The 26,376-nt window shown below is 59.6% G+C and carries 22 protein-coding genes; 21 read left to right on the forward strand and 1 reads right to left on the reverse strand.

Going from position 1 to position 26,376, the window contains the following annotated elements; translation table 11 throughout:
- Positions 1 to 18: 18 nt before the first annotated feature.
- Entirely contained in the window at positions 19 to 801 is a 783-nt protein-coding gene (gene map / locus AB4O05_RS11035) for a type I methionyl aminopeptidase (RefSeq protein WP_017529698.1), read from the reverse strand.
- A gap of 387 nt (positions 802 to 1,188) precedes the next feature.
- Here map and rpsB point away from each other — a divergent pair, with 387 nt between their 5' ends.
- The 21 genes from rpsB (at position 1,189) to eno (ending at position 26,199) form a co-directional block, all read left to right on the forward strand.
- Positions 1,189 to 1,926 carry a 30S ribosomal protein S2 gene (gene rpsB / locus AB4O05_RS11040; protein ID WP_003189158.1) on the forward strand — a complete coding sequence of 246 codons (738 nt, stop codon included), beginning with the start codon at positions 1,189 to 1,191 and terminating at the stop codon, positions 1,924 to 1,926.
- Positions 1,927 to 2,118: 192 nt separating this feature from the next.
- A complete protein-coding gene (tsf, locus tag AB4O05_RS11045; RefSeq protein ID WP_460137619.1) occupies positions 2,119 to 2,982 on the forward strand; it encodes a translation elongation factor Ts in 864 nt (287 codons plus the stop codon).
- A 211-nt stretch (positions 2,983 to 3,193) separates the two neighbouring features.
- Positions 3,194 to 3,937 (forward strand): UMP kinase, encoded by a 744-nt coding sequence (gene pyrH / locus AB4O05_RS11050; RefSeq protein WP_003189161.1) that lies wholly within the window; start codon positions 3,194 to 3,196, stop codon positions 3,935 to 3,937.
- A complete protein-coding gene (frr, locus tag AB4O05_RS11055) occupies positions 3,934 to 4,491 on the forward strand; it encodes a ribosome recycling factor (RefSeq protein ID WP_043049618.1) in 558 nt (185 codons plus the stop codon). The genes pyrH and frr overlap by 4 nt, the downstream gene beginning before the upstream one ends.
- 17 nt (positions 4,492 to 4,508) lie before the next feature.
- The gene (uppS, locus tag AB4O05_RS11060) at positions 4,509 to 5,264 is read left to right on the forward strand and encodes a polyprenyl diphosphate synthase (RefSeq protein WP_460130980.1); all 756 of its coding nucleotides are present in this window, start codon (positions 4,509 to 4,511) and stop codon (positions 5,262 to 5,264) included.
- A complete protein-coding gene (locus AB4O05_RS11065; protein WP_460130978.1) occupies positions 5,265 to 6,071 on the forward strand; it encodes a phosphatidate cytidylyltransferase in 807 nt (268 codons plus the stop codon).
- On the forward strand, positions 6,068 to 7,258 hold the full coding sequence (ispC, locus tag AB4O05_RS11070) for a 1-deoxy-D-xylulose-5-phosphate reductoisomerase (protein WP_460130975.1): 1,191 nt from the start codon (positions 6,068 to 6,070) through the stop codon (positions 7,256 to 7,258). The genes AB4O05_RS11065 and ispC overlap by 4 nt, the downstream gene beginning before the upstream one ends.
- A gap of 53 nt (positions 7,259 to 7,311) precedes the next feature.
- Positions 7,312 to 8,664, forward strand: a complete 1,353-nt coding sequence (gene rseP / locus AB4O05_RS11075; protein ID WP_460130973.1) for a sigma E protease regulator RseP — start codon at positions 7,312 to 7,314, stop codon at positions 8,662 to 8,664.
- Positions 8,665 to 8,738: 74 nt separating this feature from the next.
- Complete coding sequence (bamA, locus tag AB4O05_RS11080; protein WP_460130972.1) at positions 8,739 to 11,126, forward strand: outer membrane protein assembly factor BamA; 2,388 nt, start codon at positions 8,739 to 8,741, stop codon at positions 11,124 to 11,126.
- Between the two features lie 45 nt (positions 11,127 to 11,171).
- Positions 11,172 to 11,675, forward strand: coding sequence for an OmpH/Skp family outer membrane protein (locus AB4O05_RS11085; protein WP_460130969.1), 504 nt, complete (start codon positions 11,172 to 11,174; stop codon positions 11,673 to 11,675).
- A gap of 3 nt (positions 11,676 to 11,678) precedes the next feature.
- Entirely contained in the window at positions 11,679 to 12,734 is a 1,056-nt protein-coding gene (gene lpxD, locus AB4O05_RS11090) for a UDP-3-O-(3-hydroxymyristoyl)glucosamine N-acyltransferase (protein ID WP_460130967.1), read from the forward strand.
- 110 nt (positions 12,735 to 12,844) lie between these two features.
- Positions 12,845 to 13,285, forward strand: coding sequence for a 3-hydroxyacyl-ACP dehydratase FabZ (fabZ, locus tag AB4O05_RS11095; protein WP_003172281.1), 441 nt, complete (start codon positions 12,845 to 12,847; stop codon positions 13,283 to 13,285).
- On the forward strand, positions 13,282 to 14,058 hold the full coding sequence (lpxA, locus tag AB4O05_RS11100) for an acyl-ACP--UDP-N-acetylglucosamine O-acyltransferase (RefSeq protein WP_460130965.1): 777 nt from the start codon (positions 13,282 to 13,284) through the stop codon (positions 14,056 to 14,058). Before fabZ ends, lpxA begins: the two co-directional genes overlap by 4 nt.
- 2 nt (positions 14,059 to 14,060) lie before the next feature.
- Positions 14,061 to 15,200, forward strand: coding sequence for a lipid-A-disaccharide synthase (gene lpxB, locus AB4O05_RS11105; protein WP_460130964.1), 1,140 nt, complete (start codon positions 14,061 to 14,063; stop codon positions 15,198 to 15,200).
- Entirely contained in the window at positions 15,197 to 15,829 is a 633-nt protein-coding gene (rnhB, locus tag AB4O05_RS11110) for a ribonuclease HII (RefSeq protein ID WP_460130961.1), read from the forward strand. The genes lpxB and rnhB overlap by 4 nt, the downstream gene beginning before the upstream one ends.
- Before the next feature lie 77 nt (positions 15,830 to 15,906).
- Positions 15,907 to 19,428 carry a DNA polymerase III subunit alpha gene (gene dnaE / locus AB4O05_RS11115; RefSeq protein WP_460130959.1) on the forward strand — a complete coding sequence of 1,174 codons (3,522 nt, stop codon included), beginning with the start codon at positions 15,907 to 15,909 and terminating at the stop codon, positions 19,426 to 19,428.
- A 138-nt stretch (positions 19,429 to 19,566) separates the two neighbouring features.
- On the forward strand, positions 19,567 to 20,514 hold the full coding sequence (locus AB4O05_RS11120) for an acetyl-CoA carboxylase carboxyltransferase subunit alpha (protein ID WP_016976871.1): 948 nt from the start codon (positions 19,567 to 19,569) through the stop codon (positions 20,512 to 20,514).
- A 162-nt stretch (positions 20,515 to 20,676) separates the two neighbouring features.
- The gene (gene tilS / locus AB4O05_RS11125) at positions 20,677 to 21,996 is read left to right on the forward strand and encodes a tRNA lysidine(34) synthetase TilS (RefSeq protein WP_460130957.1); all 1,320 of its coding nucleotides are present in this window, start codon (positions 20,677 to 20,679) and stop codon (positions 21,994 to 21,996) included.
- Positions 21,997 to 22,269: 273 nt separating this feature from the next.
- Positions 22,270 to 23,901 carry a CTP synthase gene (locus tag AB4O05_RS11130; protein WP_460130954.1) on the forward strand — a complete coding sequence of 544 codons (1,632 nt, stop codon included), beginning with the start codon at positions 22,270 to 22,272 and terminating at the stop codon, positions 23,899 to 23,901.
- A 5-nt stretch (positions 23,902 to 23,906) separates the two neighbouring features.
- On the forward strand, positions 23,907 to 24,752 hold the full coding sequence (gene kdsA, locus AB4O05_RS11135; RefSeq protein WP_003189190.1) for a 3-deoxy-8-phosphooctulonate synthase: 846 nt from the start codon (positions 23,907 to 23,909) through the stop codon (positions 24,750 to 24,752).
- Between the two features lie 157 nt (positions 24,753 to 24,909).
- On the forward strand, positions 24,910 to 26,199 hold the full coding sequence (eno, locus tag AB4O05_RS11140) for a phosphopyruvate hydratase (RefSeq protein WP_027604464.1): 1,290 nt from the start codon (positions 24,910 to 24,912) through the stop codon (positions 26,197 to 26,199).
- The last annotated feature ends 177 nt before the right edge of the window (positions 26,200 to 26,376 follow it).

Genomic DNA, 26,376 nt, shown 5'->3' on the forward strand with positions numbered 1-26,376 from the left:
GGAAAACCTGGCAAATCTTCAGGCCGAAACGCGTGGGATCGTGTCGTCGGCGCGCAGGGTGAAGATCTCGTAGCCTGTTTCGGTGACCAGCAGGGTGTGTTCCCACTGGGCCGAGAGCTTGCGGTCCTTGGTGATGGCGGTCCAGCCGTCGCCCAGCACCTTGGTGTCAGCCTTGCCCTGATTGATCATCGGCTCGATGGTGAAGGTCATGCCTGCCTTGAGCTCCATACCGGTGCCGGCGCGGCCGTAGTGCAGGATCTGCGGTTCTTCATGAAACACCGTGCCGATGCCATGGCCGCAGAATTCGCGTACCACCGAAAAGCCGTTCTTTTCGGCGTGCTTCTGGATCACTTCACCGATATCGCCCAGGCGGCAGCCGGGCTTGACGATTTCGATGGCCTTGTACATGCATTCCTGGGTGACCTGGGACAGGCGCTCTGCCCAGACCGGCACGGTACCGACATGGAACATGCGGCTGGTGTCGCCGAAGTAGCGGTCCTTGATCACGGTGACGTCGATGTTCAGGGTGTCGCCGTCCTTCAACGGCTTGTCGCCCGGAATCCCGTGGCAGACCACGTGGTTGACCGAGGTGCAGATCGACTTGGGAAAGCCTTTGTAGTTCAGCGGCGCAGGGATAGCCTTTTGCACATTGACTATATAGTCGTGGCAGATCTGGTTCAGTTCTTCGGTGGTGACGCCGGGCTTGACGTGTTCGGCAATCATCTCCAGCACGTCGGCGGCCAGTTTGCCGGCAATGCGCATGCCGGCGATGTCTTCGGCGGTTTTCAAACTAACGGTCATACAGGCTCTCTCTAGCGCGACGCGCTGAAATCAATACGGTTTACGGGCGTGCGATAAAAGGTTGCGCAATTCGCACAAGCGCCAAAAAACGCGATTCTAACAGACGCGGGCAGCAAACCATGAGCCCCTGACGATCGCTTCTCTCTATGAGATGGGGTTATATCCGCGCTATTCAACGGCTTGCGTAGAAGTCGCGCAGGCAAAATGTGATTGCAGGTTTCGTTTTCGCCCTTCGTGTGGTATAAAATGCGCCGCTTTCCGGGGATACCCCGTAAAGCTTAAATCCACACACGTGTCGACACGATGACCTGGGTGCCGGAGGCCTTGATGCCGCTGGTTGGTCATTGGGATACGTGGAGGCCAAACCCGACTTATTAAGGAACTATCATGTCCCAAGTCAACATGCGCGATATGCTGAAGGCCGGTGTGCACTTCGGTCACCAGACCCGTTACTGGAACCCGAAAATGGGTAAATACATTTTCGGCGCGCGTAACAAGATCCACATCATCAACCTTGAAAAAACCCTGCCGATGTTCAACGAAGCGCTGACTTTCGTAGAACGCCTGGCCCAGGGCAAAAACAAGATTCTGTTCGTCGGCACCAAGCGTTCCGCTGGCAAGATCGTAGCTGAAGAAGCTGCACGTTGCGGTTCGCCGTACGTCGATCACCGCTGGTTGGGCGGCATGCTGACCAACTTCAAAACCATCCGTGCTTCCATCAAGCGTCTGCGTGACCTTGAAGTGCAGGCCGAAGACGGTACGTTCGCCAAGCTGACCAAGAAAGAAGCGCTGATGCGCTCCCGTGACCTGGAAAAGCTCGATCGTTCCCTGGGTGGTATCAAGGACATGGGCGGTCTGCCTGACGCACTGTTCGTTATCGACGTTGACCACGAGCGCATCGCGATCACCGAAGCCAACAAGCTGGGCATCCCTGTTATCGGCGTAGTCGATACCAACAGCAGCCCGGAAGGCGTTGACTACATCATCCCAGGCAACGATGACGCAATCCGCGCTATCCAGCTGTACATGGGTTCGATGGCTGATGCTGTTATCCGTGGTCGCAACCACGTTGCTGGTGGTACCGAGCAGTTCGTTGAAGAAGCTCCGGTAGCCGCAGCTGAGTAATTGACGCCCTGGCGTTGACTCAGTAAGCAAAAAGGGGGCTTGGCCCCCTTTTTGCCACCTCGAAAACCATTTGTGAGCAGCACAGCTACAGCAGTTGTAACGTGCAGCGGTTAACAAGGGTGGTTCGGGAAGAATTGAACGCCCGTTCGATCGGGTGGAATGGTTGAAAACCTATCCAAGAGGAATTTGAAAATGGCAGCAATTACTGCAGCGTTGGTTAAAGAACTGCGTGAGCGTACCGGCGAAGGCATGATGGATTGCAAGAAGGCCTTGGAAAAGGCTGGCGGCGACATCGAAAAAGCCATTGATGATATGCGTGCTTCCGGCGCGATCAAGGCTGCCAAAAAAGCAGGCAACGTGGCTGCTGAAGGCGCTATCGCTCTGAAAGAAGACGGCAAATCCGCTGTTCTGCTGGAAGTGAACTCGCAGACCGACTTCCTGGCCCTGCAGGACGACTTCAAGACTTTTGTTGCCGCCAGCGTTGAAAAAGCGTTCGCCGACAAACTGACTGACGTCGCTCCGCTGATCGCAGCTCAAGAAGCCGATCGCCTGGTACTGGTCGGCAAGGTTGGCGAAAACGTCAACATCCGTCGCCTGGTTCGCGTTGAAGGTGATGTTGTCGGTGGTTACCTGCACGGCAACAAGATCGGTGTTGCAGTTGTCCTGAAAGGCGGCAACGTTGAACTGGCCAAAGACATCGCTATGCACGTAGCGGCCAGCAACCCTGAGTTCCTGCTGCCTTCGGAAGTTTCTGCCGAAGCGATCGAGCGTGAAAAAGCTGTGTTCCTGCAGCTGAACGAAGAGAAAATCAAAGGCAAGCCAGACAATATTGTTGAAAACATGGTCAAAGGCCGTATCAGCAAGTTCCTGGCCGAAGCAAGCCTGGTTGAGCAGGCGTTCGTCAAGAACCCTGAAGTCAAGGTTGGCGAGCTGGCCAAGAAGGCCGGTGCTGAAATCGTTTCCTTCACTTACTTCAAAGTAGGCGAAGGCATCGAGAAGCCGGTCGACAACTTCGCTGAAGAAGTTGCTGCCCAGCTGGCTGCCGCCAAGCAATAAGACAGTTTTCAACTGTCGCCCGAAAGAGGCTGCCCGCTCACGCGCGCAGCCTCTTTTCAAATGGGAAGGCTGATTTTATTTGGCTTCTTCCCGGAACTGGCTTACAAAGCCGTGTTCCGATGGCGCTGTGACAGCGTCCAGCTAGAGTGAACGCAAGCCGTAAACGGCTCGCCAAGATTTTTCAAAAAATACGCCGCAGGAGAGATTCGCAATGGCTCAGCAGGGCAGTGGTTATCAGGCTCGCTATAAACGCATTCTACTCAAGCTCAGCGGCGAGGCCCTGATGGGCTCGGAAGAGTTCGGGATCGATCCCAAGGTGCTCGACCGCATGGCGCTGGAAGTCGGCCAGTTGGTTGGCATTGGCGTACAAGTGGGCCTGGTGATCGGCGGCGGCAACCTGTTCCGCGGTGCGGCACTGAGTGCGGCCGGCATGGATCGGGTCACCGGTGACCACATGGGCATGCTGGCCACTGTGATGAACGCCCTGGCAATGCGCGACGCACTGGAGCGTGCCAATATCTCGGCTATCGTGATGTCGGCTATTTCCATGGTCGGCGTGACCGATCACTATGATCGCCGCAAAGCCATGCGCCACCTGAACTCCAAGGAAGTGGTGATCTTCGCTGCCGGCACGGGTAACCCGTTCTTCACCACCGATTCGGCGGCTTGCCTGCGCGCCATCGAGATCGATGCTGACGTGGTGCTCAAGGCGACCAAGGTGGATGGCGTGTACACCGCGGACCCATTCAAAGACCCGCATGCCGAGAAGTTCGATCATCTGACCTACGATGAAGTGCTGGATCGCAAGCTGGGTGTCATGGACCTGACGGCTATTTGCCTGTGCCGCGACCACAAGATGCCGCTGCGCGTATTTAACATGAACAAGCCCGGTGCCCTGCTGAATATCGTACACGGCGGCGCGGAAGGGACTCTGATCGAGGAAGGCCAACAATGATCAACGAAATCAAGAAAGACGCCCAAGCGCGTATGCAGAAATCCCTGGAGTCTCTGAGCCACGCATTCGGCCAGATTCGTACCGGCAAGGCGCACCCGAGCATCCTGGGCAGCGTGATGGTGCCTTACTATGGCGCCGATACTCCGCTGAGCAGCGTGGCCAACGTGACCGTAAAGGACTCGCGTACCCTGCAGGTCGTGGCCTTCGAGCGCAACATGCTTGCAGCGGTCGACAAAGCGATCCAGAGCGCCGGCCTGAACCTCAACCCGACCAACCTGGGCGAATTGCTGCTGATCTCCATGCCAGCGCTGACCGAGGAAACCCGCAAGGGCTTCACCAAGCAGGCGCGCAGTGCGGCGGAAGATGCACGCGTCGCCGTGCGTAACATCCGTCGTGATGCCTTGGGTGACCTGAAAAAACTGGTCAAGGACAAGGAAATCAGTGAAGACGAAGAGCGTCGTGCTGTCGCCGATATCGATAAACTGACCAAGGACGCCGAGGCCCAGATCACCAAGGCCACGGAAGAAAAAGAAAAGGACCTGATGGCCGTATAAGGGGTCAGGACGCCTTCATGCAAAAGACCAAGCAGACTGTACCCTCAGTGGTGCCGCGCCATGTCGCGATCATCATGGATGGGAATAATCGCTGGGCGAAAAAGCGCTTTATGCCGGGTGTCGCCGGGCATAAAGCGGGTGTCGACGCGGTGCGGGCGGTGATTGAGGTATGCGCCGAGGCCAAGGTCGAAGTGCTGACCTTGTTCGCTTTTTCCAGTGAAAACTGGCAGCGGCCCGCCGAAGAAGTCAGCGCCTTGATGGATCTGTTCTTCAAGGCGTTGCGGCGTGAGGCCAAGCGCCTCAATGACAACAACATCAGCCTGCGCATCATTGGCGATCGCTCGCGGTTTCATCCGGAACTGCAGGCGGCCATGCGCGAAGCCGAGACCATCACTGCTGGTGCCAACCGTTTTGTGTTGCAGATTGCAGCCAACTACGGCGGCCAGTGGGATATTGCCCAGGCGGCGCAGCGCCTTGCCCGCGAAGTGCAGGCCGGTCATCTGTGTCCGGACGACATCACGCCCGAACTGTTGCAAACCTGCCTGGTGACGGGCGACCTGCCCTTGCCGGACTTGTGCATCCGTACCGGTGGCGAGCACCGCATCAGCAATTTCCTCTTGTGGCAGCTGGCTTACACCGAGCTGTACTTCTCCGACCTGTTCTGGCCGGACTTCAAACACGATGCCATGCGCACTGCGCTGGCTGATTTCGCTTCCCGTCAGCGTCGCTTCGGTAAAACGAGCGAGCAGATCGAAGCTGGAGCCCGGGTTTAAATGCTTAAACAACGAATCATCACCGCATTGATCCTGTTGCCCATTGCCTTGTGTGGCTTTTTCCTGCTGGAGGGTTCCGGCTTTGCGCTGTTTATCGGCCTGGTCGTGACCCTGGGCGCCTGGGAGTGGGCACGCCTGTCGGGGTTCGGCGCGCAGTTGCCGCGCGTGGTGTACGCCGCTGTCGTGGCGCTGCTGCTGTTTCTGATGTATATCCTGCCGGATGTTGCGCCCTGGGTGTTGGGGGCGGCGGTATTGTGGTGGGGGGTGGCGACATTCCTGGTGCTGACCTACCCGCAGACCAGTGGTCATTGGTCCAGCGTGGCCTGCAAGCTGGTGATTGGCTTGTTGATCCTGCTGCCGGCCTGGCAGGGGCTGGTGCTGATCAAGCATTCGTCGATGGGCAACTGGCTGATCATGGCGGTGATGGTGCTGGTCTGGGGCGCCGACATCGGTGCCTACTTCTCTGGGCGGGCGTTCGGCAAGCGTAAGCTGGCGCCGGCGGTCAGTCCCGGTAAGAGCTGGGAGGGCGTGTATGGTGGCCTGGCCTTGACCCTGGCGATCACGCTGGTAGTCGGCGTGGTGCGCGATTGGTCGGTCCAGAACATCTTGCTGGCCTTGTTGGGCACTGCCATCGTCGTGTTCATCTCGGTGGTGGGCGACCTCACAGAAAGCATGTTCAAGCGCCAGGCCGGGATCAAGGACAGCAGCAACCTGCTGCCGGGCCATGGTGGGGTGCTTGACCGTATCGACAGCCTTACCGCCGCCATCCCCATCTTTGCCGTGCTGTTGTGGATGACCGCCTCGTGAGCCGCCTGCAACAAGTGACCGTGCTCGGTGCTACCGGCTCGGTAGGGTTGAGCACCCTGGATGTGATCGCTCGCCACCCTGATCGCTATCAGGTCTTCGCCTTGACCGGCTTCAGCCGCTTGAGCGAGTTGCTGGCGCTATGCGTGCGTCATGCGCCGCGCTTTGCCGTCGTCCCTGAAGCCGCGGCGGCTCGCGGCCTGCAGGATGATCTGCGGGCTGCGGGGCTGGCCACTCAGGTGTTGGCGGGGGAGGAGGGGTTGTGCCAGGTGTCGGCCGATGCCGAGGTGGATACGGTGGTCGCGGCGATTGTCGGTGCCGCCGGTCTGCGGCCAACCTTGGCCGCCGTCGATGCCGGCAAGAAAATCCTGTTGGCCAATAAGGAGGCGCTGGTAATGTCCGGCGCGCTCTTTATGCAGGCGGTGCGCAAAAGCGGTGCCGTTCTGCTGCCCCTGGACAGTGAGCACAACGCGATCTTCCAGTGCATGCCGGGTGACTATGCGCGTGGCCTGAGCCAGGTGGGGGTGCGCCGCATCCTGCTGACGGCCTCGGGTGGGCCGTTCCGACAGACGCCGCTGACTGAGCTGGAACATGTATCTCCGGATCAGGCGTGCGCCCATCCGAACTGGTCCATGGGGCGCAAGATCTCCGTGGATTCGGCCAGCATGATGAACAAGGGTCTGGAGTTGATCGAGGCCTGCTGGTTGTTCGACGCGCGACCGGAGCAGGTCGAGGTGGTGATTCACCCCCAAAGTGTGATTCATTCCCTGGTCGACTACGTGGATGGTTCGGTGTTGGCCCAATTGGGTAACCCCGATATGCGCACGCCGATCGCCAATGCCCTGGCCTGGCCGGAGCGGATTGATTCTGGCGTGGCGCCATTGGATTTGTTCGCGATTGCCCGCCTGGACTTCCAGGCGCCGGACGAGCAACGTTTTCCTTGTCTGCGCCTGGCGCGGCAAGCGGCAGAGGCTGGCGACAGCGCGCCGGCGATGCTCAATGCGGCCAATGAAGTGGCTGTGGCGGCGTTTCTCGAACGGCGCATCCGCTTTCCGCAGATCGCGAGTATCATCGAGGACGTTCTGAGTCTTGAACCTGTGGTGGCGGTGAATGACCTGGCGGCGGTGTTCGAGGCGGATACCAAGGCCAGGGCCTTGGCCGAACAATGGTTGAACCGCAAGGCGCGTTAGCTTGTGGGCGTGTTTGAGCCTTCAGGCACTGGATTGGAATGCGGAGAAATTAGATGAGTGCGCTTTACATGATTGTCGGCACCCTGGTTGCTCTGGGTGTGCTGGTTACCTTCCACGAATTCGGCCACTTCTGGGTGGCGCGTCGTTGCGGCGTCAAGGTACTGCGCTTTTCCATTGGTTTCGGCATGCCGTTGCTGCGCTGGCATGATCGTCGTGGCACTGAGTTCGTGATTGCGGCGATTCCGTTGGGTGGCTACGTCAAGATGCTCGATGAGCGCGAAGGCGAAGTGCCGGCCGATCAGTTGGACCAGTCCTTCAATCGCAAGACCGTTCGTCAGCGTATTGCCATCGTCGCCGCCGGTCCGATCGCCAACTTCCTGTTGGCGATGCTGTTCTTCTGGGTGTTGGCCATGCTGGGCAGCCAGCAGGTGCGGCCGGTGATCGGCGCGGTCGAGGCGGACAGCATCGCAGCCAGGGCCGGCCTGGTGGCGGGGCAGGAAATCGTTTCCATTGATGGCGAGCCCACCACGGGCTGGGGTGCCGTCAATCTGCAGTTGGTGCGTCGCCTGGGCGAGAGCGGCACCGTGAATGTGGTGGTGCGCGAGCAGGATTCCAGCGCTGAAACCCCACGGTCGCTGGCCTTGGACCATTGGCTCAAAGGCGCCGATGAGCCCGATCCGATCAAGTCCCTGGGGATCCGCCCGTGGCGCCCTGCGCTGCCGCCGGTCCTCGCCGAGCTGGATCCGAAGGGCCCCGCACAGGCCGCGGGTCTGAAAACCGGCGATCGCTTGTTGGCCCTCGATGGGCAGGCGCTGGGTGACTGGCAGCAAGTTGTCGATCTGGTGCGTGTGCGTCCCGATACCAAAATTGTGCTGAAAGTTGAGCGTGACGGTGCTCAAATTGACGTCCCGGTGACCCTGGCGGTTCGTGGGGAAGCCAAGGCGGCCGGGGGTTACCTGGGTGCTGGCGTCAAAGCTGTCGAATGGCCGCCATCGATGGTGCGCGAAGTCAGCTTCGGGCCATTGGCGGCAATTGGCGAGGGTGCAAAACGCACTTGGACCATGAGTGTGCTGACCCTCGAGTCGCTCAAGAAAATGTTGTTCGGCGAGCTCTCGGTAAAAAACTTGAGTGGGCCGATAACCATTGCTAAAGTGGCGGGCGCTTCTGCCCAGTCGGGCGTCGTGGATTTCCTGAATTTCCTGGCTTATCTGAGTATCAGCCTGGGTGTTCTGAATTTGTTGCCCATTCCAGTATTGGATGGGGGGCATCTGTTGTTTTATCTGGTCGAGTGGGTGCGTGGTCGCCCCTTGTCGGATCGGGTGCAAGGTTGGGGGATACAGATCGGTATCAGTTTGGTGGTCGGGGTGATGTTATTAGCCCTGGTCAACGATCTGGGTCGACTGTAACGCTTCGCTGAATTGCGAATCTGCCGCATTTTGCGGCAGTTTGTTTATTGCCAGTTGGAATAAGAAAGGACTTCATGAAACGTCTGCTGCTAACTGCGGTTCTCACCGTATTGATGATCGCCGAAGTTCACGCCGAGTCCTTCACCATCTCCGATATTCGCGTCAATGGCCTCCAGCGGGTTTCCGCGGGTAGCGTCTTTGGTGCCTTGCCGTTGAACGTTGGGGAACAGGCGGATGATCGTCGCCTGGTGGAATCCACTCGTGCGCTGTTCAAAACCGGGTTCTTTCAAGACATCCAACTGGGTCGCGAAGGCAACGTCCTGGTCATCACTGTCGTCGAGCGACCTTCCGTCGCCAGTATCGAGATCGAGGGCAACAAGGCGATCTCCACTGAAGACCTGATGAAGGGGCTCAAGCAATCCGGCCTGGCCGAGGGCGAGATCTTCCAGCGCGCGACCCTTGAGGGCGTGCGTAACGAGTTGCAACGCCAATACGTTGCCCAGGGTCGCTACTCCGCGACCGTGGAAACGGAAGTGGTGCCGCAGCCTCGTAACCGTGTGGGCCTCAAGGTCAACATCAACGAAGGAACCGTGGCGGCCATCCAGCACATCAACGTGGTGGGCAACACCAAGTTCGCTGATGAAGACCTGATCGACCTGTTCGAGCTCAAGACCACCAACTGGCTGTCGTTCTTCAAGAACGATGACAAGTATGCCCGCGAAAAACTCTCCGGTGACCTGGAACGCCTGCGTTCCTACTACCTGGACCGTGGCTATATCAACATGGATATCGCTTCGACCCAGGTGTCCATCACCCCGGACAAGAAGCACGTCTATATCACCGTCAACGTCAACGAAGGCGAGAAGTACAAGGTTCGTGACGTCAAGCTGAGCGGCGACTTGAAAGTGCCTGAAGACCAGGTCAAGTCCCTGCTGCTGGTGCAGAAGGACCAGGTGTTCTCGCGCAAGCTGATGACCACCACCTCCGAACTGATCACCCGCCGCCTGGGTAACGAAGGCTATACCTTCGCCAACGTCAACGGTGTACCGACCCCGCACGACGATGACCACACCGTGGACATTACCTTTGTGGTCGACCCAGGCAAGCGTGCCTACGTGAACCGCATCAACTTCCGTGGCAACACCAAGTCCGCCGACGAAGTGCTTCGCCGCGAAATGCGCCAGATGGAAGGCGGCTGGGCGTCGACTTACCTGATCGACCAGTCCAAGACCCGTCTTGAACGCCTGGGCTTCTTCAAGGAAGTCAACGTCGAGACCCCGGCCGTACCGGGCGTGGATGACCAGGTTGACGTGAACTACGCCGTGGAAGAACAAGCGTCGGGTTCCATCACCGCCAGCGTCGGCTTCGCACAGAGCGCCGGTCTGATCCTTGGTGGTTCGATCACCCAGAACAACTTCCTTGGTACCGGTAACAAGGTCTCCATCGGCCTGACCCGAAGCCAATACCAGAGCCGTTATAACTTCGGTTATGTCGACCCCTACTGGACCGCCGACGGCGTGAGCCTGGGCTATAACGCCTTCTACCGCACCACCGACTACAAAGACCTCGATGTCGATGTGGCAAGTTATGCGATCGACAGCCTGGGTGCTGGTGTCAACATCGGTTACCCGATCAGCGAGACGTCTCGCCTGACGTTTGGCCTGACCGCCCAGCAGGATGAGATCAAGACCGGTGTGTTCACCGTGGACGAGATCTTCGACTTTACCCGTCGTGAAGGTGACAAGTTCCTGAACTTCAAGGCGTCTGCCGGCTGGTCCGAGTCGACCCTGAACAAAGGCGTACTGGCAACCCGTGGCCACTCCCAGAGCCTGACCCTGGAAACCACCACGCCGGGCAGCGACCTGTCGTTCTTCAAACTCGACTACCGTGGCCAGTTGTTCCAGCCGCTGAGCGATAACTACACCATGCGCCTGCACACTGAGTTGGGCTATGGCGACGGTTACGGTTCGACCAGCGGTCTGCCGTTCTATGAAAACTACTATGCGGGTGGTTTCAACTCCGTACGTGGCTTCAAGGACAGCACCCTCGGTCCACGTGGTACCCCGAGCCGCGGTGTTGGCGTAACCGGTAACCAGGGCACCTCTGTTGACTCGGACAATAAACCGTTGCCATTCGGTGGTAACGTGCTGATCCAGGGCGGTGCTGAAATCCTGTTCCCGCTGCCGTTCGTGAAAGATCAGCGCTCCCTGCGGACCTCGGTCTTCTGGGATGTGGGTAACGTGTTCGACTCCAAGTGCGAGCAGATCACCAACCCGAGTGGCGTGAAGTCCAACACTCAGTGCAACGACGTGAGCCTCAGCAACATGGCGAGCTCCGTGGGCGTGGGAGTGACTTGGGTGACTGCGCTGGGCCCATTGAGCTTTGCTCTGGCCATGCCGATCAAGAAACCGGATAACGCTGAAACCCAGATTTTCCAATTCTCCCTCGGCCAGACGTTCTAAGCGTCTGACCCAAGATAACGACAACGGATTCTGTAGGAGTACATCGTGCGTAAGTTGACTCAATTGGTTCTGCTGGCCACCGTGCTGGTAACCACACCGGCCTTCGCCGAAATGAAAATCGCCGTCCTGAACTATCAGATGGCGTTGCTGGAATCCGACGCGGCCAAGAAATACGCCGTGGATGCCGAGAAAAAGTTCGGTCCGCAACTGAACAAGCTCAAGACTCTGGAAAGCAGTGCCAAGGGTATCCAGGACCGCCTGGTAGCCGGTGGCGACAAGATGCAGCAAGGCGAGCGCGAGCGCCTGGAGCTTGAATTCAAGCAAAAGGCCCGTGACTACCAGTTCCAATCCAAGGAACTGAACGAAGCCAAGGCTGTTGCCGACCGCGAAATGCTCAAGCAGCTCAAGCCGAAACTCGACAGCGCTGTGGAAGAAGTCATCAAGAAAGGTGCCTTTGACCTGGTGTTCGAACGTGGCGCGGTCATCGACGTCAAGCCTCAATACGACATCACCCGCCAGGTGATCGAGCGCATGAACCAGCTGAAGTAAGCCATGACCGCGACTATCAAGCTCGGCGAGTTGGCCGAGTTCCTGGGGGCCACCTTGCGTGGCTCCCCGGAGAAGGAAATTACTGGGCTAGCCACTTTGCAGGAGGCTGGCCCAGCTCAGTTGAGCTTCCTCGCAAATCCCCAATACCGTAAATACCTGGTAGACAGCCAAGCCGCAGCCGTGTTGCTGAAGGCCGCTGACGCCGAAGGGTTTGCCGGGGAAGCGCTGGTGGTAGCCGACCCGTACCTGGCCTATGCGCGGGTGTCGCACCTGTTCGATCCCAAACCCAAGGCAGCCGGCGGTATTCATCCGTCAGCGGTGATCGCCGATGACGCTCAGGTAGACCCAGCTGCGAGCATTGGCGCCTTTGCGGTGATCGAAAGTGGTGCGCGCATCGCCGCAGGCGTCACGGTAGGGGCTCACTGCTTTATCGGTGCGCGCTGCGAGATCGGTGCCGATGGCTGGCTGGCGCCTCGCGTTACCCTGTACCACGACGTACGTATCGGGCGGCGGGTGGTTATCCAGTCCGGCGCCGTGATTGGAGGTGAAGGCTTCGGCTTTGCCAACGCCAAGGGTGTCTGGCACAAGATTGCTCAGGTCGGCGGCGTACTGATTGGCGACGACGTGGAAATCGGCGTGAACACGGCCGTTGATCGCGGGGCGTTGGCTGATACCGTGATCGGCAACGGCGTGAAGCTCGATAACCAGATCCAGATCGCCCACAACGTGCAGATCGGCGATCATACCGCCATGGCGGCGTGCGTGGGGATTTCCGGCAGTACCAGGATCGGTAAGCATTGCATGCTCGCCGGTGGCGTCGGGCTGGTGGGGCATATCGATATTTGCGACAACGTTTTCATCACCGGCATGACCATGGTGACCCACTCGATTACCGAGCCGGGTGCCTACTCTTCCGGGACAGCCATGCAGCCCGCGGCTGAATGGCGCAAGAGTGCAGCGCGTTTGAGACAGCTCGACGACATGGCTCGACGTCTCAAGCAGCTGGAAAAGCGTGTTGGGGACGTGACCCCTGGCGGTAATGCTTCATCAGAAGGCTGATACCATTTCCATATCAAGTGTGCACAGCCGCTAGACTGCCTCCTTGATTTGCTAGCGGGGCGTGCGTTTAGTCGCCCGCCCCCAATCTTTATTACAGGCTTCCCCCCGAAATGATGGACATCAACGAGATTCGCGAATACCTGCCTCACCGTTACCCGTTCCTGCTGGTGGACCGCGTAGTGGACCTCAATGTCGAGGAAAAGCGCATTCGTGCCTACAAGAATGTCAGCATCAACGAGCCGTTCTTCAACGGTCATTTTCCCGCGCATCCAATCATGCCGGGTGTGTTGATCATTGAGGCGATGGCCCAGGCCGCCGGTATTCTTGGTTTCAAAATGCTCGACCTCAAGCCTGCCGACGGTACGCTTTACTATTTCGTGGGCTCGGACAAATTGCGTTTTCGCAACCCGGTCACGCCGGGTGACCAGTTGATCCTGGAAGCCAAGTTCATCAGTTGCAAACGCCAGATCTGGAAGTTCGAATGCCAGGCCTCGGTGGATGGCAAGCCGGTGTGCTCCGCCGAGATCATCTGCGCGGAACGCAAACTATGAGTTTGATTGACCCTCGCGCAATCATCGATCCGTCGGCCGTTCTGGCCGCCGACGTTGAGGTCGGCCCCTGGTCGATCATCGGCGCAGGTGTGGAAATCGGCGAGGGGACTGTCATCGGGCCACACGTGATCCTTAAAGGTCCGACCCGCATTGGCAAATACAATCGTATCTACCAGTTTTCCTCGGTAGGCGAAGACACTCCCGACATGAAGTACAAGGGTGAAGAAACCCGCCTGGTAATCGGTGATCACAACATCATCCGTGAAGGCGTGACCATTCACCGTGGTACCGTGCAGGATCGTGCCGAAACCACCCTGGGTGATCACAACCTGGTCATGGCCTATGCCCACATCGGCCATGACAGCGTGATCGGCAACCACTGCATCCTGGTCAACAACACCGCGTTGGCGGGCCATGTGCACGTTGACGATTGGGCGATCCTGTCCGGTTTCACCCTGGTGCACCAGTACTGCCATATCGGCGCCCACAGTTTCTCTGGCATGGGCACTGCCATCGGCAAGGACGTTCCGGCATTTGTCACCGTGTTCGGCAACCCGGCCGAAGCCCGCAGCATGAACTTCGAAGGCATGCGCCGTCGCGGTTTCAGCGAAGAGGCCATCCATGCCCTGCGCCGCGCCTACAAGGTGGTGTACCGCCAGGGGCTGACAATGGAACAGGCGTTGATCCAACTGACCGAGCCGGCGGCGTTGTTCCCGGAAGTCGCGGTTTTCCGTGACTCGATCCAGGCGTCGACTCGCGGCATCACCCGCTGATCATGGCCAATTTGCGTATTGCGCTGGTGGCCGGGGAAGCTTCTGGCGACATTCTGGGTGCAGGTCTTATGCGAGCCCTCAAGGCCCGGCATCCCGCGGTTGAATTCATCGGTGTCGGCGGTCCATTGATGCAGGCCGAAGGCCTCACGTCCTACTTTCCCATGGAACGTCTGTCGGTCATGGGCCTGGTGGAAGTGCTGGGGCGCCTGCGTGAGTTGTTGGCTCGTCGCAAGCTGCTGATCCAGACGCTGATCGAAGAAAAGCCCGACGTGTTCATCGGAATCGACGCGCCGGACTTCACCCTCACGATCGAGCTCAAATTGCGTCAGGCCGGGATCAAGACCGTGCACTACGTCAGCCCCTCCGTGTGGGCATGGCGGCAGAAGCGTGTGCTGAAGATCCGCGAAGGCTGTGACCTGATGCTGACCTTGCTGCCGTTCGAGGCCAGGTTCTACGAAGAGAAAGGCGTGCCGGTGCGGTTTGTCGGGCACACCCTGGCCGATACCATCCCCTTGCAAGCCGACCGCGCGGCGGCCCGCGCCGAGCTGGGCTTGTCCGACGGTCCGCTCGTGGCGCTGATGCCCGGCAGCCGGGGCGGTGAAGTCGGGCGCCTGGGCAGTGTGTTTTTCGAGGCTGCCGAGCGTCTGCAGGCCTTGAAGCCCGGTGTTCGTTTCGTACTGCCCTGCGCCAGCCCGCAACGCCGCGCGCAAATCGAAGCGTTGCTGGCGGGGCGCAACCTGCCGTTGACCTTGCTCGACGGCCAGTCGCACCTGGCCCTGGCGGCCTGCGACGCGGTGCTGATCGCCTCGGGCACCGCGACCCTCGAGGCCTTGCTGTACAAGCGCCCGATGGTTGTGGCGTACCGCCTGGCGCCGCTGACCTTCTGGATTCTCAAGCGCATGGTCAAGAGCCCCTACATCTCCCTGCCCAACCTGCTGGCCCAGCGCCTGTTGGTGCCGGAGTTGTTGCAGGACGATGCAACGCCCGAGGCTCTCGCGCGCACCCTGCTATCCTTGATCGACGGCGGCGAAGAACAAACCCGCGGTTTCGATGACATCCACCGCACCTTGCGTCGTGATGCCTCGAACCAGGCGGCCGACGCCGTACTGACCTTGATCGGCCATCAACAGGAAGCCTTATGACCACGCAAATGGGCCTGGATTTCAGCCTGGTCGCCGACGCTCACGCACTGGTGGCCGGCGTTGACGAAGTAGGGCGTGGCCCGCTATGCGGCGCGGTGGTCACGGCGGCGGTGATTCTCGACCCGAGCCGTCCGATCCTGGGCCTCAATGATTCGAAAAAGCTCACCGAAGCTCGTCGTGAGAAGCTCTACGATGAAATCTGTGAGAAAGCCCTGAGCTGGCATATCGCCCGGGCCGAAGTCGAAGAGATCGACGAACTGAACATCCTCCACGCCACCATGCTCGCCATGCAGCGTGCGGTAGAGGGCCTGCATATCACGCCCAAACTGGCGATGATCGATGGCAACCGCTGCCCGAAACTGGCGATGCCGGCGGAAGCGGTGGTCAAAGGCGATAGCAAGGTGCCGGCAATTGCCGCCGCCTCTATCCTGGCCAAAGTCAGCCGCGACCGTGAAATGGCCGCGTTCGAATTGATCTACCCCGGCTATGGCATTGGCGGTCATAAAGGCTACCCGACGCCCGTTCATCTGGAAGCCCTGGCGCGCCTTGGCCCGACCCCGATCCATCGCCGCTCGTTTGCCCCGGTGCGTCAGGCTTACGCGCTGCGCGAGAGCTTCAGCGAGGTTTAGCCGCGAGGCTGATGTTTTGCTCAAGGCCCGGTACAATCCCGGGCCTTGTTGTTTCTAAGTTTCTAGACAGGATCACTATGCCGGCTTCATTCGTTCATCTACGCCTGCACACTGAGTACTCCCTGGTCGACGGCCTGGTACGGATCAAGCCCCTGGTCAAAACCCTGGTGGGCATGAACATGCCTGCGGTGGCGGTGACCGATCAGAACAACATGTGTTCCCTGGTCAAGTTCTACAAGAACGCCATGGGCGCCGGTATCAAGCCAATCTGCGGCGCCGACCTGTGGCTGTCCAACAAAGACCCGGATAACGCCCTGAGCCGCATCAGCCTGCTGGCGATGAACGGCGTCGGCTATCGCAACCTTACCGAGCTGATTTCCCGTGGCTTTATCGATGGCCAGCGCAATGGCTCGATCATCATCGAGCGCGAATGGGTCGCCGAGGCCAGCGAAGGCCTGATCATGTTGTCGGCCGCCAAAGAGGGCGAGATCGGTCTCGCGTTGCTGGGCGGCAACCCCCATGAAGCTGAAGTGCTGGCGCGTGAGTGGATGCAGGTTTTTCCCGACCGCTTCTACCTGGAAGTGCAGCGCACCAACCGCCCCAACGATGAAGAGCATCTGCACGCTGCCGTGGCCCTGGCCGACAAGCTGGGCGCGCCGCTGGTGGCGACCAACGATGTGCGGTTCATCAAGAAGGAAGATTTCGAGGCCCACGAAACCCGCGTGTGCATCGGCGAAGGCCGGGCCCTGGATGATCCGCGTCGCTCGAAGAACTACAGCGAAGAGCAGTATCTTAAAAGCGCCGAGGAGATGGCCGAGCTGTTCAGCGACCTGCCCGAGGCCCTGGAAAACTCCGTCGAGATCGCCAAGCGTTGCAATATTGAGGTGAAGCTGGGCAAGCACTTCCTGCCCAACTTCCCGATCCCCGATGGCATGACCATCGACGAGTATTTCCGCAAGGTGTCGTTTGACGGTTTGGAGGAGCGCCTCTCTGTCCTGCTGCCTAAGGACACCACTGAAGATTACGAAGCCAAGCGCCAGGTCTACGTCGACCGGCTGAATTTCGAGCTGGATATCATCATCCAGATGGGGTTCCCCGGTTACTTCCTGATCGTGATGGACTTTATCCAGTGGGCCAAGAGCAACGGCGTACCGGTAGGTCCGGGCCGGGGGTCGGGTGCCGGTTCGCTGGTGGCCTATGTGCAGAAGATCACCGACCTTGATCCGTTGGAATACGACCTGCTGTTCGAACGCTTCCTGAACCCCGAACGGGTGTCCATGCCCGACTTCGACGTCGACTTCTGCATGGACGGCCGTGACCGCGTGATCGAATACGTGGCCGAGAAATACGGCCGCAATGCGGTCAGCCAGATCATCACCTTCGGCTCCATGGCGGCCAAGGCGGTGATCCGCGATGTGGCGCGGGTGCAGGGCAAGTCCTATGGCCTGGCCGACCGTCTGTCGAAGATGATCCCCTTCGAAGTCGGCATGACCCTGGAGAAAGCCTACGAGCAGGAAGAAATCCTGCGTGACTTCATCAAGGTCGACGAAGAAGCCGCCGAAATCTGGGAGATGGCGCGCAAGCTTGAAGGCGTGGTGCGTAACGTCGGCAAGCACGCCGGTGGCGTGGTAATCGCCCCGACCAAGCTCACCGACTTCTCGCCGATCTATTGCGATGAAGAAGGCGGTGGTCTGGTCACCCAGTTCGACAAGGACGACGTGGAGGCGGCCGGCCTGGTGAAGTTCGACTTCCTGGGCCTCAGGACCCTGACGATCATCGACTGGGCGCTCAAGACCATCAACCGCGACCGCGCCAAGGTCGGCGAAGCGCCGCTGGATATCGCCTTTATCCCGCTGGACGACAAGCCGACCTACACCCTGCTGCAAAAAGCCGAAACCACGGCGGTGTTCCAGCTTGAGTCGCGCGGCATGAAAGAGCTGATCAAAAAGCTCAAGCCCGACTGCCTGGAAGACCTGATCGCACTGGTGGCCCTGTTCCGTCCGGGCCCGCTGCAATCGGGCATGGTGGATGACTTCATCAACCGCAAGCACGGACGTGCCGAGCTGGCGTACCCGCACTCCGACTATCAGTACGAAGGCCTCAAGCCCGTATTGGCGCCGACCTACGGCATCATCCTGTATCAGGAACAGGTGATGCAGATTGCTCAGGTGATGGCGGGCTACACCCTTGGCGGCGCGGACATGCTGCGGCGTGCCATGGGTAAGAAGAAACCCGAGGAAATGGCCAAGCAGCGTGGCGGTTTCATTGAAGGTTGCGCCACCAACAATATCGACGCCGACCTGGCCGGTAACATTTTCGACCTGGTGGAGAAATTCGCCGGTTATGGCTTCAACAAATCCCACTCCGCCGCCTACGGCCTGGTGTCTTACCAGACCGCCTGGCTGAAAGCCCACTACCCGGCGCCGTTCATGGCGGCGGTACTCTCGGCGGATATGCACAACACCGACAAGGTCGTGACCTTGATCGAGGAAGTGCGCACCATGAAGCTGCGCCTCGACGCGCCGGACGTGAACGCTTCGGAGTTCAAGTTCACCGTGAACGACGAAGGCCGCATCATCTATGGCCTGGGCGCGATCAAGGGCGTGGGCGAAGGCCCGGTGGAGGCAATCACCGAAGCGCGTCAGGACGGGCCGTTCAAGGACCTGTTCGACTTCTGCGCGCGGGTTGACCTCAAACGCATCAACAAACGCACCCTCGACGGTTTGATCCGTAGCGGCGCGCTCGACCGCCTCGGTCCTTACTTCCATGACGAGCCAAAGGCTTACCAGGCGAATATCGACCGCAACCGTGCGGTGTTGCTGACCGCCATGGAAGAAGCGATCAAGGCCGCCGAACAGACCGCCCGCACCCATGACAGCGGTCACGCCGACCTGTTCGGTGGGTTGTTCGTCGAGGACGACGCGGATGTGTACGCCAACCACCGCAGGGCCAAGGAACTGACCCTCAAGGAGCGTCTCAAAGGTGAAAAAGACACCTTGGGCCTGTACCTCACCGGTCACCCGATTGACGAATACGAAGGCGAGATCCGCCGTTTCGCCCGTCAGCGCATCATCGACCTGAAACCGGCACGGGATACCCAGACCGTCGCGGGCATGATCATCGCCCTGCGGGTGATGAAAAACAAAAAGGGCGACAAGATGGGCTTCATCACCCTCGATGACCGCTCGGGCCGGATCGAAGCGTCATTGTTTGCCGACGCCTTCCATTCCGCGCAGTCGCTGCTGCAGACCGATGCCATGGTGGTGGTGGAAGGGGAGGTCAGCAACGATGACTTCTCCGGCGGCCTGCGCTTGCGCATCAAGCGGGTGATGAGCATGGAAGATGCGCGCACCAACCTGGCCGAAAGCCTGCGGCTGAAGGTCAAGACCGAAGCGCTCAAGGGCGATCAACTACGCTGGTTGGGCGACCTGCTCAAGCGCCACCGTGGTGCATGCCCGGTGACCATGGAATACACCGGCAACGACGCCAAGGCCATGCTGCAGTTCGGCGAGACCTGGCGAATTGATCCGGCTGACGGCTTGATTCAAGCATTGCGTGACCAGTTCGGTCGTGACAACGTCTTCCTCCAATACCGTTGACGATCAGGTAGTGGCAAATCGCCTGGTCTCGACCAAACATTTAATCTCGACCTAGACGCGCCTCTCCCTTAAGGTAGGGCGCGAATAGACAACCGGCTGGCCAGGCACTCCTTGGCCGTCGACCCAAGACGGACGCTTATGAACCCGAATTTTCTTGATTTCGAACAGCCGATCGCTGACCTGCAAGCCAAGATCGAAGAGCTGCGCCTGGTCGGCAATGACAATTCGCTGAATATCGGCGATGAGATCGCCCGCCTGCAAGACAAGAGCAGCACGCTCACCGAAGACATCTTCGGCAAGTTGACCAGCTGGCAGATCGCGCGCCTTGCCCGCCACCCGCGCCGTCCGTATACCCTGGACTACATTCAGCACATCTTCACCGAGTTCGACGAACTGCATGGCGACCGCCATTTCTCCGACGACGCGGCCATTGTGGGCGGTATTGCGCGCCTGGACGACCAACCGGTGATGGTCATCGGTCATCAGAAGGGCCGTGAAGTGCGTGAGAAAGTCCGCCGCAACTTCGGCATGCCGCGTCCGGAAGGCTATCGCAAAGCCTGCCGCCTGATGGAAATGGCCGAACGGTTCAAGATGCCGATCCTGACTTTCATCGACACCCCGGGTGCGTATCCGGGGATCGACGCCGAAGAGCGCAACCAGAGCGAAGCGATTGCCTGGAACCTGCGCGTCATGGCCCGCCTGAAAACCCCGATCATCGCCACCGTGATTGGTGAAGGTGGCTCCGGCGGCGCGCTGGCCATTGGTGTCTGCGATCAACTGAACATGCTGCAATATTCCACCTACGCGGTGATCTCGCCGGAAGGCTGCGCCTCGATCCTGTGGAAAACCGCGGAAAAGGCACCCGATGCGGCCGAAGCCATGGGCATTACCGCCGATCGCCTCAAGGGCCTGGGCATTGTCGACAAAGTCATCGCCGAGCCACTGGGCGGCGCCCACCGCGATCCGGCTGCCGCTGCCGCGACTATCCGTGCCGAGCTGGGTTCGCAACTGGCGATGCTCAAGAAGCTGGACAACGAAGCGCTGCTGGCCCGCCGTTATGAGCGCCTGATGAGCTACGGCCTCTAAGAGCGACGTAATACTGAAATGTGGGAGCGGGCTTGCTCGCGAAGGCGGAGTGTCAGTCGACTTATAAGTGACTGATTCGCTGCCTTCGCGAGCAAGCCCGCTCCCACATTTGCTTTGTGTATGCTTGGCTAACGTATTTCAGAACTGCGGCGGCAATGTGTCATGAAACCAACTCTACCCGCCAAACTCCTGCAAACCCTGGCCCCATGGCGCAATGCCCCGGCCTGGCATATCGCTTTCTCCGGTGGCCTCGATTCCACCGTCCTGCTGCATCTGCTGGCCCGCCTGGCAACATCCGAATCCCTCCCGGCCCTGAGTGCTGTGCACGTGCATCACGGCCTGCAAGCTGCCGCTGATGCCTGGCCAGATCATTGTCAATCGGTATGTGACAGCCTGGGTGTGCCGTTGCGCGTCATGCGCGTGCAGGTACAGCCTGGCGCCAGTCTCGAGCGTGCAGCCCGTGATGCACGGTATCAGGCGTTCGGCGCTGTGATCGGGGCGGGGCAGGTGCTGCTGACGGGGCAGCATCGCGAGGATCAGGCCGAAACGCTGTTGTTTCGCCTGCTGCGTGGTGCGGGCCTCAGAGGGTTGGCGGCCATGCCTGCGTTTCGGCCACTGGCGGCCGGTTATCTGGTGCGGCCTTTGCTGGATGTCTCGCGCGATGAGTTGGAGATCTATGCCGATGAGCATCAATTGCAGTGGGTCGAAGACCCGTCCAACGTCGATCCACGTTTCTCGCGCAACTACCTGCGCCATCGCGTATTCCCGACGTTGACGCAGCGGTGGCCCCAAGCCGCCGCTGGCCTGGCCCGCGCTGCCGAGCATCTGCGCGAAGCCCAGGGCTTGCTGGACGAACTGGCCCGTCTGGACCTGCAAGCCGCCGAGCAACCTTCGCCGTTTCCCTGGCTGCCCTTGCCGTCATTGGCGCTGGCGCCAGTGTGCGCGCTTTCCGACGCCCGCCAGCGCAACGCCCTGCGTCATTGGCTGAGCCCACTGACCCGTTTACCAGACAGTGATCACTGGGCCGGCTGGCAGTCGCTGCGAGATGCCAAGGATGACGGACAACCCCTATGGCGCCTGGCCGGCGGCGAGTTGCACCGTTGTGACGGGCGCATCTGGTGGGTGCCATGCATATGGTCGGAATTTTCCGACGCAACGGTGAGCTGGCCCCGCCCGCAAAATCCACTAGAGTTACCCGGCAATGGTCAGCTGGAGTTTATCGGCAAGGCGCCCGAGGGGCCTTTGGAGGTTCGTTATCGCCGGGGCGGTGAACAGCTTGAAGTGCCCGGCCGAGGCCGGCGTGACTTGAAGCGTCTGCTTAACGAAAGTGGGCTGCCGGGGTTCGTCCGTGGCAGATTGCCGCTGCTGTATCGGGGTGAACAATTGCTGGGGGTACCCAGCCTGGAGGGATTATGGCGCGCACCGTCCGGCGACTGGCAATTACATTGGATGCCACGGACCTGCGATCAAGGTTTGAGCTGATAGAGCCTTTCCGGTAGACTACGCTCCCTTCTTGATACAACTTCTGTGGATTCGCCTGAATCGCAGCGGTTGCCGATTACCAAGCAGTCTTTGCTGGGCGATTCCAAAAAATGTGTAGCGATCAACGTACCGGCGTGTCATTGCCGGTCTGTCACAACGCGGCGGTTTTTTTGAAAGGTGCACTGTGATTAATGCAGGTGATCGGGGGCTTCGGCCTCTCTTCGCTTTCCCCGGCGGCTCGGACCGCTTTAACGCAGACTTCTAGGGTTTTTCATGACGCGCTACATATTCGTCACGGGCGGTGTTGTTTCTTCATTGGGGAAAGGCATTGCCTCCGCTTCATTGGCGGCCATCCTGGAGGCGCGGGGGCTTAAAGTCACCATGCTCAAGCTGGACCCGTACATCAACGTCGACCCGGGCACCATGAGCCCGTTCCAGCACGGTGAAGTGTTCGTCACACACGACGGCGCCGAAACCGACCTGGACCTGGGCCACTACGAGCGGTTCATCCGCACGACCATGACCCAGAACAACAACTTCACCACCGGCCGTGTCTATGAGCACGTGTTGCGCAAAGAGCGCCGTGGTGACTATCTGGGTGCAACCATCCAGGTGATCCCGCACATCACCGACGAAATCAAGCGCCGCATCATCAAGGGTGCGGGCGACGCCGACGTGGCGATGGTCGAAATCGGTGGCACCGTGGGTGACATCGAATCCCAGCCGTTCCTCGAAGCCATCCGCCAGTTGCGTTTCGAAGTCGGCGCCAAGCGCGCGATGCTGATGCACCTCACGTTGGTGCCGTACATCGCCACTGCCGGCGAAACCAAAACCAAGCCTACCCAGCACTCGGTCAAGGAACTGCGTTCCATTGGCCTGCAGCCGGACGTGCTGGTGTGCCGCTCCGATCACCCGATCGATATTTCCTCGCGTCGCAAGATCGCGCAGTTCACCAACGTTGAAGAACGCGCGGTAATTGCCCTGGAAGACGCCGATACCATCTACAAGATCCCGGGCATCCTGCACTCTCAGGGCCTGGATGATTTTGTGGTCGAGCGTTTCGGCCTGCAGTGCGGCGGTGCCGACCTGTCCGAGTGGGAAGCGGTTGTCGATGCCAAGCTCAACCCCGAGCATGAAGTCACTATCGCCATGGTCGGCAAGTACATGGAGCTGCTGGATGCGTACAAGTCGCTGATCGAGGCGATGAGCCACGCCGGTATCAGCAACCGGACCAAGGTGAACCTGCGTTATATCGATTCCGAAGACATCGAGAACCAGGGCACCGCGCTGCTCGAAGGCGTCGACGCGATCCTCGTACCGGGTGGTTTCGGCCTGCGTGGCGTGGAAGGCAAGATCACCGCCGTGCAGTACGCTCGCGAAAATAAAGTGCCTTACCTGGGGATCTGCCTGGGCATGCAGGTGGCCGTTATCGAGTTCGCCCGTAATGTGCTGGGCTGGAAAGACGCCAACTCCACCGAGTTCGACAGCAAGAGCGGCCATCCGGTCGTGGGCTTGATCACCGAGTGGGAAGACGCCACCGGCGCTGTTGAAACCCGTACCGAAAGCTCCGACCTGGGTGGCACCATGCGCCTTGGCGCGCAAGACTGCCTGCTGGAGTCGGGCTCGCTGGTTCACGATTGCTACGGCAAGGACGTGATCGTCGAGCGTCACCGTCACCGCTACGAAGTGAATAACAACCTGCTGCCGCAGATCAAGGAAGCCGGCCTGAAAATCTCCGGTCGCTCCGGTGATGGCAAGCTGGTTGAAGTGGTCGAGGCGCCGGATCATCCATGGTTCGTCGCTTGCCAGTTCCACCCGGAGTTCACCTCGACGCCGCGCGACGGTCACCCGTTGTTCAGCGGTTTCGTCAAGGCGGCACTGACGCAACACCAGAAGAAGGCGTAACCCTGATGGCCCAGAAGATCATTCGCGTAGGCGACATCGAGATTGCCAACGACAAGCCCATGGTGCTGTTCGGCGGCATGAACGTGCTGGAAAGCCGCGACATGGCCATGCAGGTCTGTGAAGAATACGTGCGCGTTACCCAGAAACTGGGCATTCCGTACGTGTTCAAGGCCAGCTTCGACAAGGCCAACCGTTCGTCCGTGACCTCCTATCGCGGCCCCGGTCTTGAAGAAGGCATGCGGATCTTCCAGGACATCAAGCAAGCCTTTGGCGTGCCGATCATCACCGACGTCCACGAGCCTGAGCAGGCTGCCGTGGTCGCCGAGGTGTGCGACATCATCCAGTTGCCGGCCTTCCTGTCGCGCCAGACCGACCTCGTGGTCGCCATGGCCAAGACCGGCGCTGTGATCAATATCAAGAAAGCCCAGTTCCTCGCGCCTCAGGAAATGAAGCACATCCTGAGCAAATGCGTGGAAGCGGGTAACGACCAGTTGATCCTCTGCGAGCGTGGTTCGAGCTTCGGCTACAACAACCTCGTGGTGGACATGCTCGGTTTCGGCATCATGAAACAGTTCGAGTACCCGGTGTTCTTCGACGTGACCCATGCGCTGCAAATGCCCGGTGGTCGCTCGGATTCTGCGGGTGGGCGTCGTGCCCAGGTCACCGACCTGGCCAAGGCCGGCATGAGCCAGTCCCTGGCCGGCCTGTTCCTGGAAGCCCACCCGGACCCGGACAACGCAAAATGCGATGGCCCATGCGCCCTGCGCCTGGACAAGCTGGAGCCTTTCCTGGCCCAGCTCAAGCAGTTGGACGAACTGGTCAAGAGTTTTCCGACGGTAGAGACCGCGTAAGCGTCGTTTCTCCGGTAGACTTTCCCACGCTTTCTGCTCAGGCCCTTGGGCCTGAGCCTTGTCGCCTGCAAGCCTGCCCCGTTGTTCCACTCTTGCGGTCGGTCAAAAGATTTCCTTCAGCTGCGTCGTTTTCGTCAACTTTGGAGTGTTTACAACAATGGCAAAAATCGTCGACATCAAAGGTCGTGAAGTTCTCGACTCCCGTGGCAACCCCACCGTCGAAGCCGACGTGCTTCTCGATAACGGCATCATCGGCAGCGCCTGCGCGCCGTCCGGTGCTTCCACAGGTTCGCGCGAAGCGCTGGAACTGCGTGATGGCGACAAGAGCCGTTACCTGGGCAAGGGTGTACTCAAGGCGGTAGCCAACATCAATGGCCCGATCCGTGACCTGCTGCTGGGCAAGGACCCGCTGGACCAGAAAGCCCTGGACCACGCGATGATCAAACTCGACGGCACCGAAAACAAAGGCAGCCTGGGCGCCAACGCCATCCTCGCCGTGTCCCTGGCCGCCGCCAAGGCCGCCGCCCAGGACCAGGACCTGCCGCTTTACGCGCACATCGCCAACCTGAACGGCACTCCGGGCGTCTACTCGATGCCGGTGCCGATGATGAACATCATCAACGGTGGCGAGCACGCCGATAACAACGTCGACATCCAGGAATTCATGGTGCAGCCGGTTGGCGCCAAGACCTTCTCCGAAGGCCTGCGCATGGGTACCGAGATTTTCCATCACCTCAAGGCAGTACTGAAGGCCCGTGGCCTGAGCACCGCCGTGGGTGACGAAGGGGGATTCGCCCCGAACCTGGCGTCCAACGAAGATGCACTGAAAGTGATCTCCGAAGCCGTGGCCAATGCCGGCTATACCCTGGGCACCGACGTGACCCTGGCCCTGGATTGCGCCGCCAGCGAGTTCTATGAAGACGGCAAATACAACCTGTCCGGCGAAGGCCAGGTGTTCAACTCCGAAGGTTTTGCCGACTACCTGAAGGGCCTGACCCAGCGCTACCCGATCATCTCGATCGAAGACGGCCTGGACGAGTCCGACTGGGATGGCTGGAAAATCCTCACCGACAAGATCGGCGAGAAAGTCCAACTGGTGGGCGACGACCTGTTCGTGACCAACACCAAGATCCTGAAAGAAGGCATCGACAAGAAGATCGCCAACTCGATCCTGATCAAGTTCAACCAGATCGGCACCCTGACCGAAACCCTGGAAGCCATCCAGATGGCCAAGGCCGCGGGCTACACCGCCGTGATCTCCCACCGCTCCGGCGAAACCGAAGATTCGACCATTGCCGACCTGGCCGTGGGCACCTCGGCGGGCCAGATCAAGACCGGTTCGCTGTGCCGTTCCGATCGCGTTTCCAAGTACAACCAACTGCTGCGTATCGAAGAGCAATTGGCTGGCAAGGCCAAATACAACGGTCGCGGCGAGTTTCGCGGCTGATCGCTACATGATAGAAATGGTAAAAAGTCGACCGATTGCGTCAGAAAAATCACGAAAGTGAAGATTTCAACGCTAATCTGATGGCTATCAAGCACAAGCCTGGTTCTTCCAGGCTTCGTGCTATCAGTTGCTGCAAAAGTTTGCATGACTGTCTTTTTTCACTGGATACCCGATATT

This window comes from Pseudomonas sp. S1_G07 (assembly GCF_054668565.1).

Excerpts from the sequence above, each read along its gene's own strand:
- map (WP_017529698.1), bottom strand. The coding sequence starts at position 801 with ATGACCGTTAGTTTGAAAACCGCCGAAGACATCGCCGGCATGCGCATT.
- rpsB (WP_003189158.1), top strand. The coding sequence starts at position 1,189 with ATGTCCCAAGTCAACATGCGCGATATGCTGAAGGCCGGTGTGCACTTC.
- tsf (WP_460137619.1), top strand. The coding sequence starts at position 2,119 with ATGGCAGCAATTACTGCAGCGTTGGTTAAAGAACTGCGTGAGCGTACC.
- pyrH (WP_003189161.1), top strand. The coding sequence starts at position 3,194 with ATGGCTCAGCAGGGCAGTGGTTATCAGGCTCGCTATAAACGCATTCTA.
- frr (WP_043049618.1), top strand. The coding sequence starts at position 3,934 with ATGATCAACGAAATCAAGAAAGACGCCCAAGCGCGTATGCAGAAATCC.
- uppS (WP_460130980.1), top strand. The coding sequence starts at position 4,509 with ATGCAAAAGACCAAGCAGACTGTACCCTCAGTGGTGCCGCGCCATGTC.
- AB4O05_RS11065 (WP_460130978.1), top strand. The coding sequence starts at position 5,265 with ATGCTTAAACAACGAATCATCACCGCATTGATCCTGTTGCCCATTGCC.
- rseP (WP_460130973.1), top strand. The coding sequence starts at position 7,312 with ATGAGTGCGCTTTACATGATTGTCGGCACCCTGGTTGCTCTGGGTGTG.
- bamA (WP_460130972.1), top strand. The coding sequence starts at position 8,739 with ATGAAACGTCTGCTGCTAACTGCGGTTCTCACCGTATTGATGATCGCC.
- lpxD (WP_460130967.1), top strand. The coding sequence starts at position 11,679 with ATGACCGCGACTATCAAGCTCGGCGAGTTGGCCGAGTTCCTGGGGGCC.
- fabZ (WP_003172281.1), top strand. The coding sequence starts at position 12,845 with ATGATGGACATCAACGAGATTCGCGAATACCTGCCTCACCGTTACCCG.
- lpxA (WP_460130965.1), top strand. The coding sequence starts at position 13,282 with ATGAGTTTGATTGACCCTCGCGCAATCATCGATCCGTCGGCCGTTCTG.
- lpxB (WP_460130964.1), top strand. The coding sequence starts at position 14,061 with ATGGCCAATTTGCGTATTGCGCTGGTGGCCGGGGAAGCTTCTGGCGAC.
- rnhB (WP_460130961.1), top strand. The coding sequence starts at position 15,197 with ATGACCACGCAAATGGGCCTGGATTTCAGCCTGGTCGCCGACGCTCAC.
- dnaE (WP_460130959.1), top strand. The coding sequence starts at position 15,907 with ATGCCGGCTTCATTCGTTCATCTACGCCTGCACACTGAGTACTCCCTG.
- AB4O05_RS11120 (WP_016976871.1), top strand. The coding sequence starts at position 19,567 with ATGAACCCGAATTTTCTTGATTTCGAACAGCCGATCGCTGACCTGCAA.
- tilS (WP_460130957.1), top strand. The coding sequence starts at position 20,677 with ATGAAACCAACTCTACCCGCCAAACTCCTGCAAACCCTGGCCCCATGG.
- AB4O05_RS11130 (WP_460130954.1), top strand. The coding sequence starts at position 22,270 with ATGACGCGCTACATATTCGTCACGGGCGGTGTTGTTTCTTCATTGGGG.
- kdsA (WP_003189190.1), top strand. The coding sequence starts at position 23,907 with ATGGCCCAGAAGATCATTCGCGTAGGCGACATCGAGATTGCCAACGAC.
- eno (WP_027604464.1), top strand. The coding sequence starts at position 24,910 with ATGGCAAAAATCGTCGACATCAAAGGTCGTGAAGTTCTCGACTCCCGT.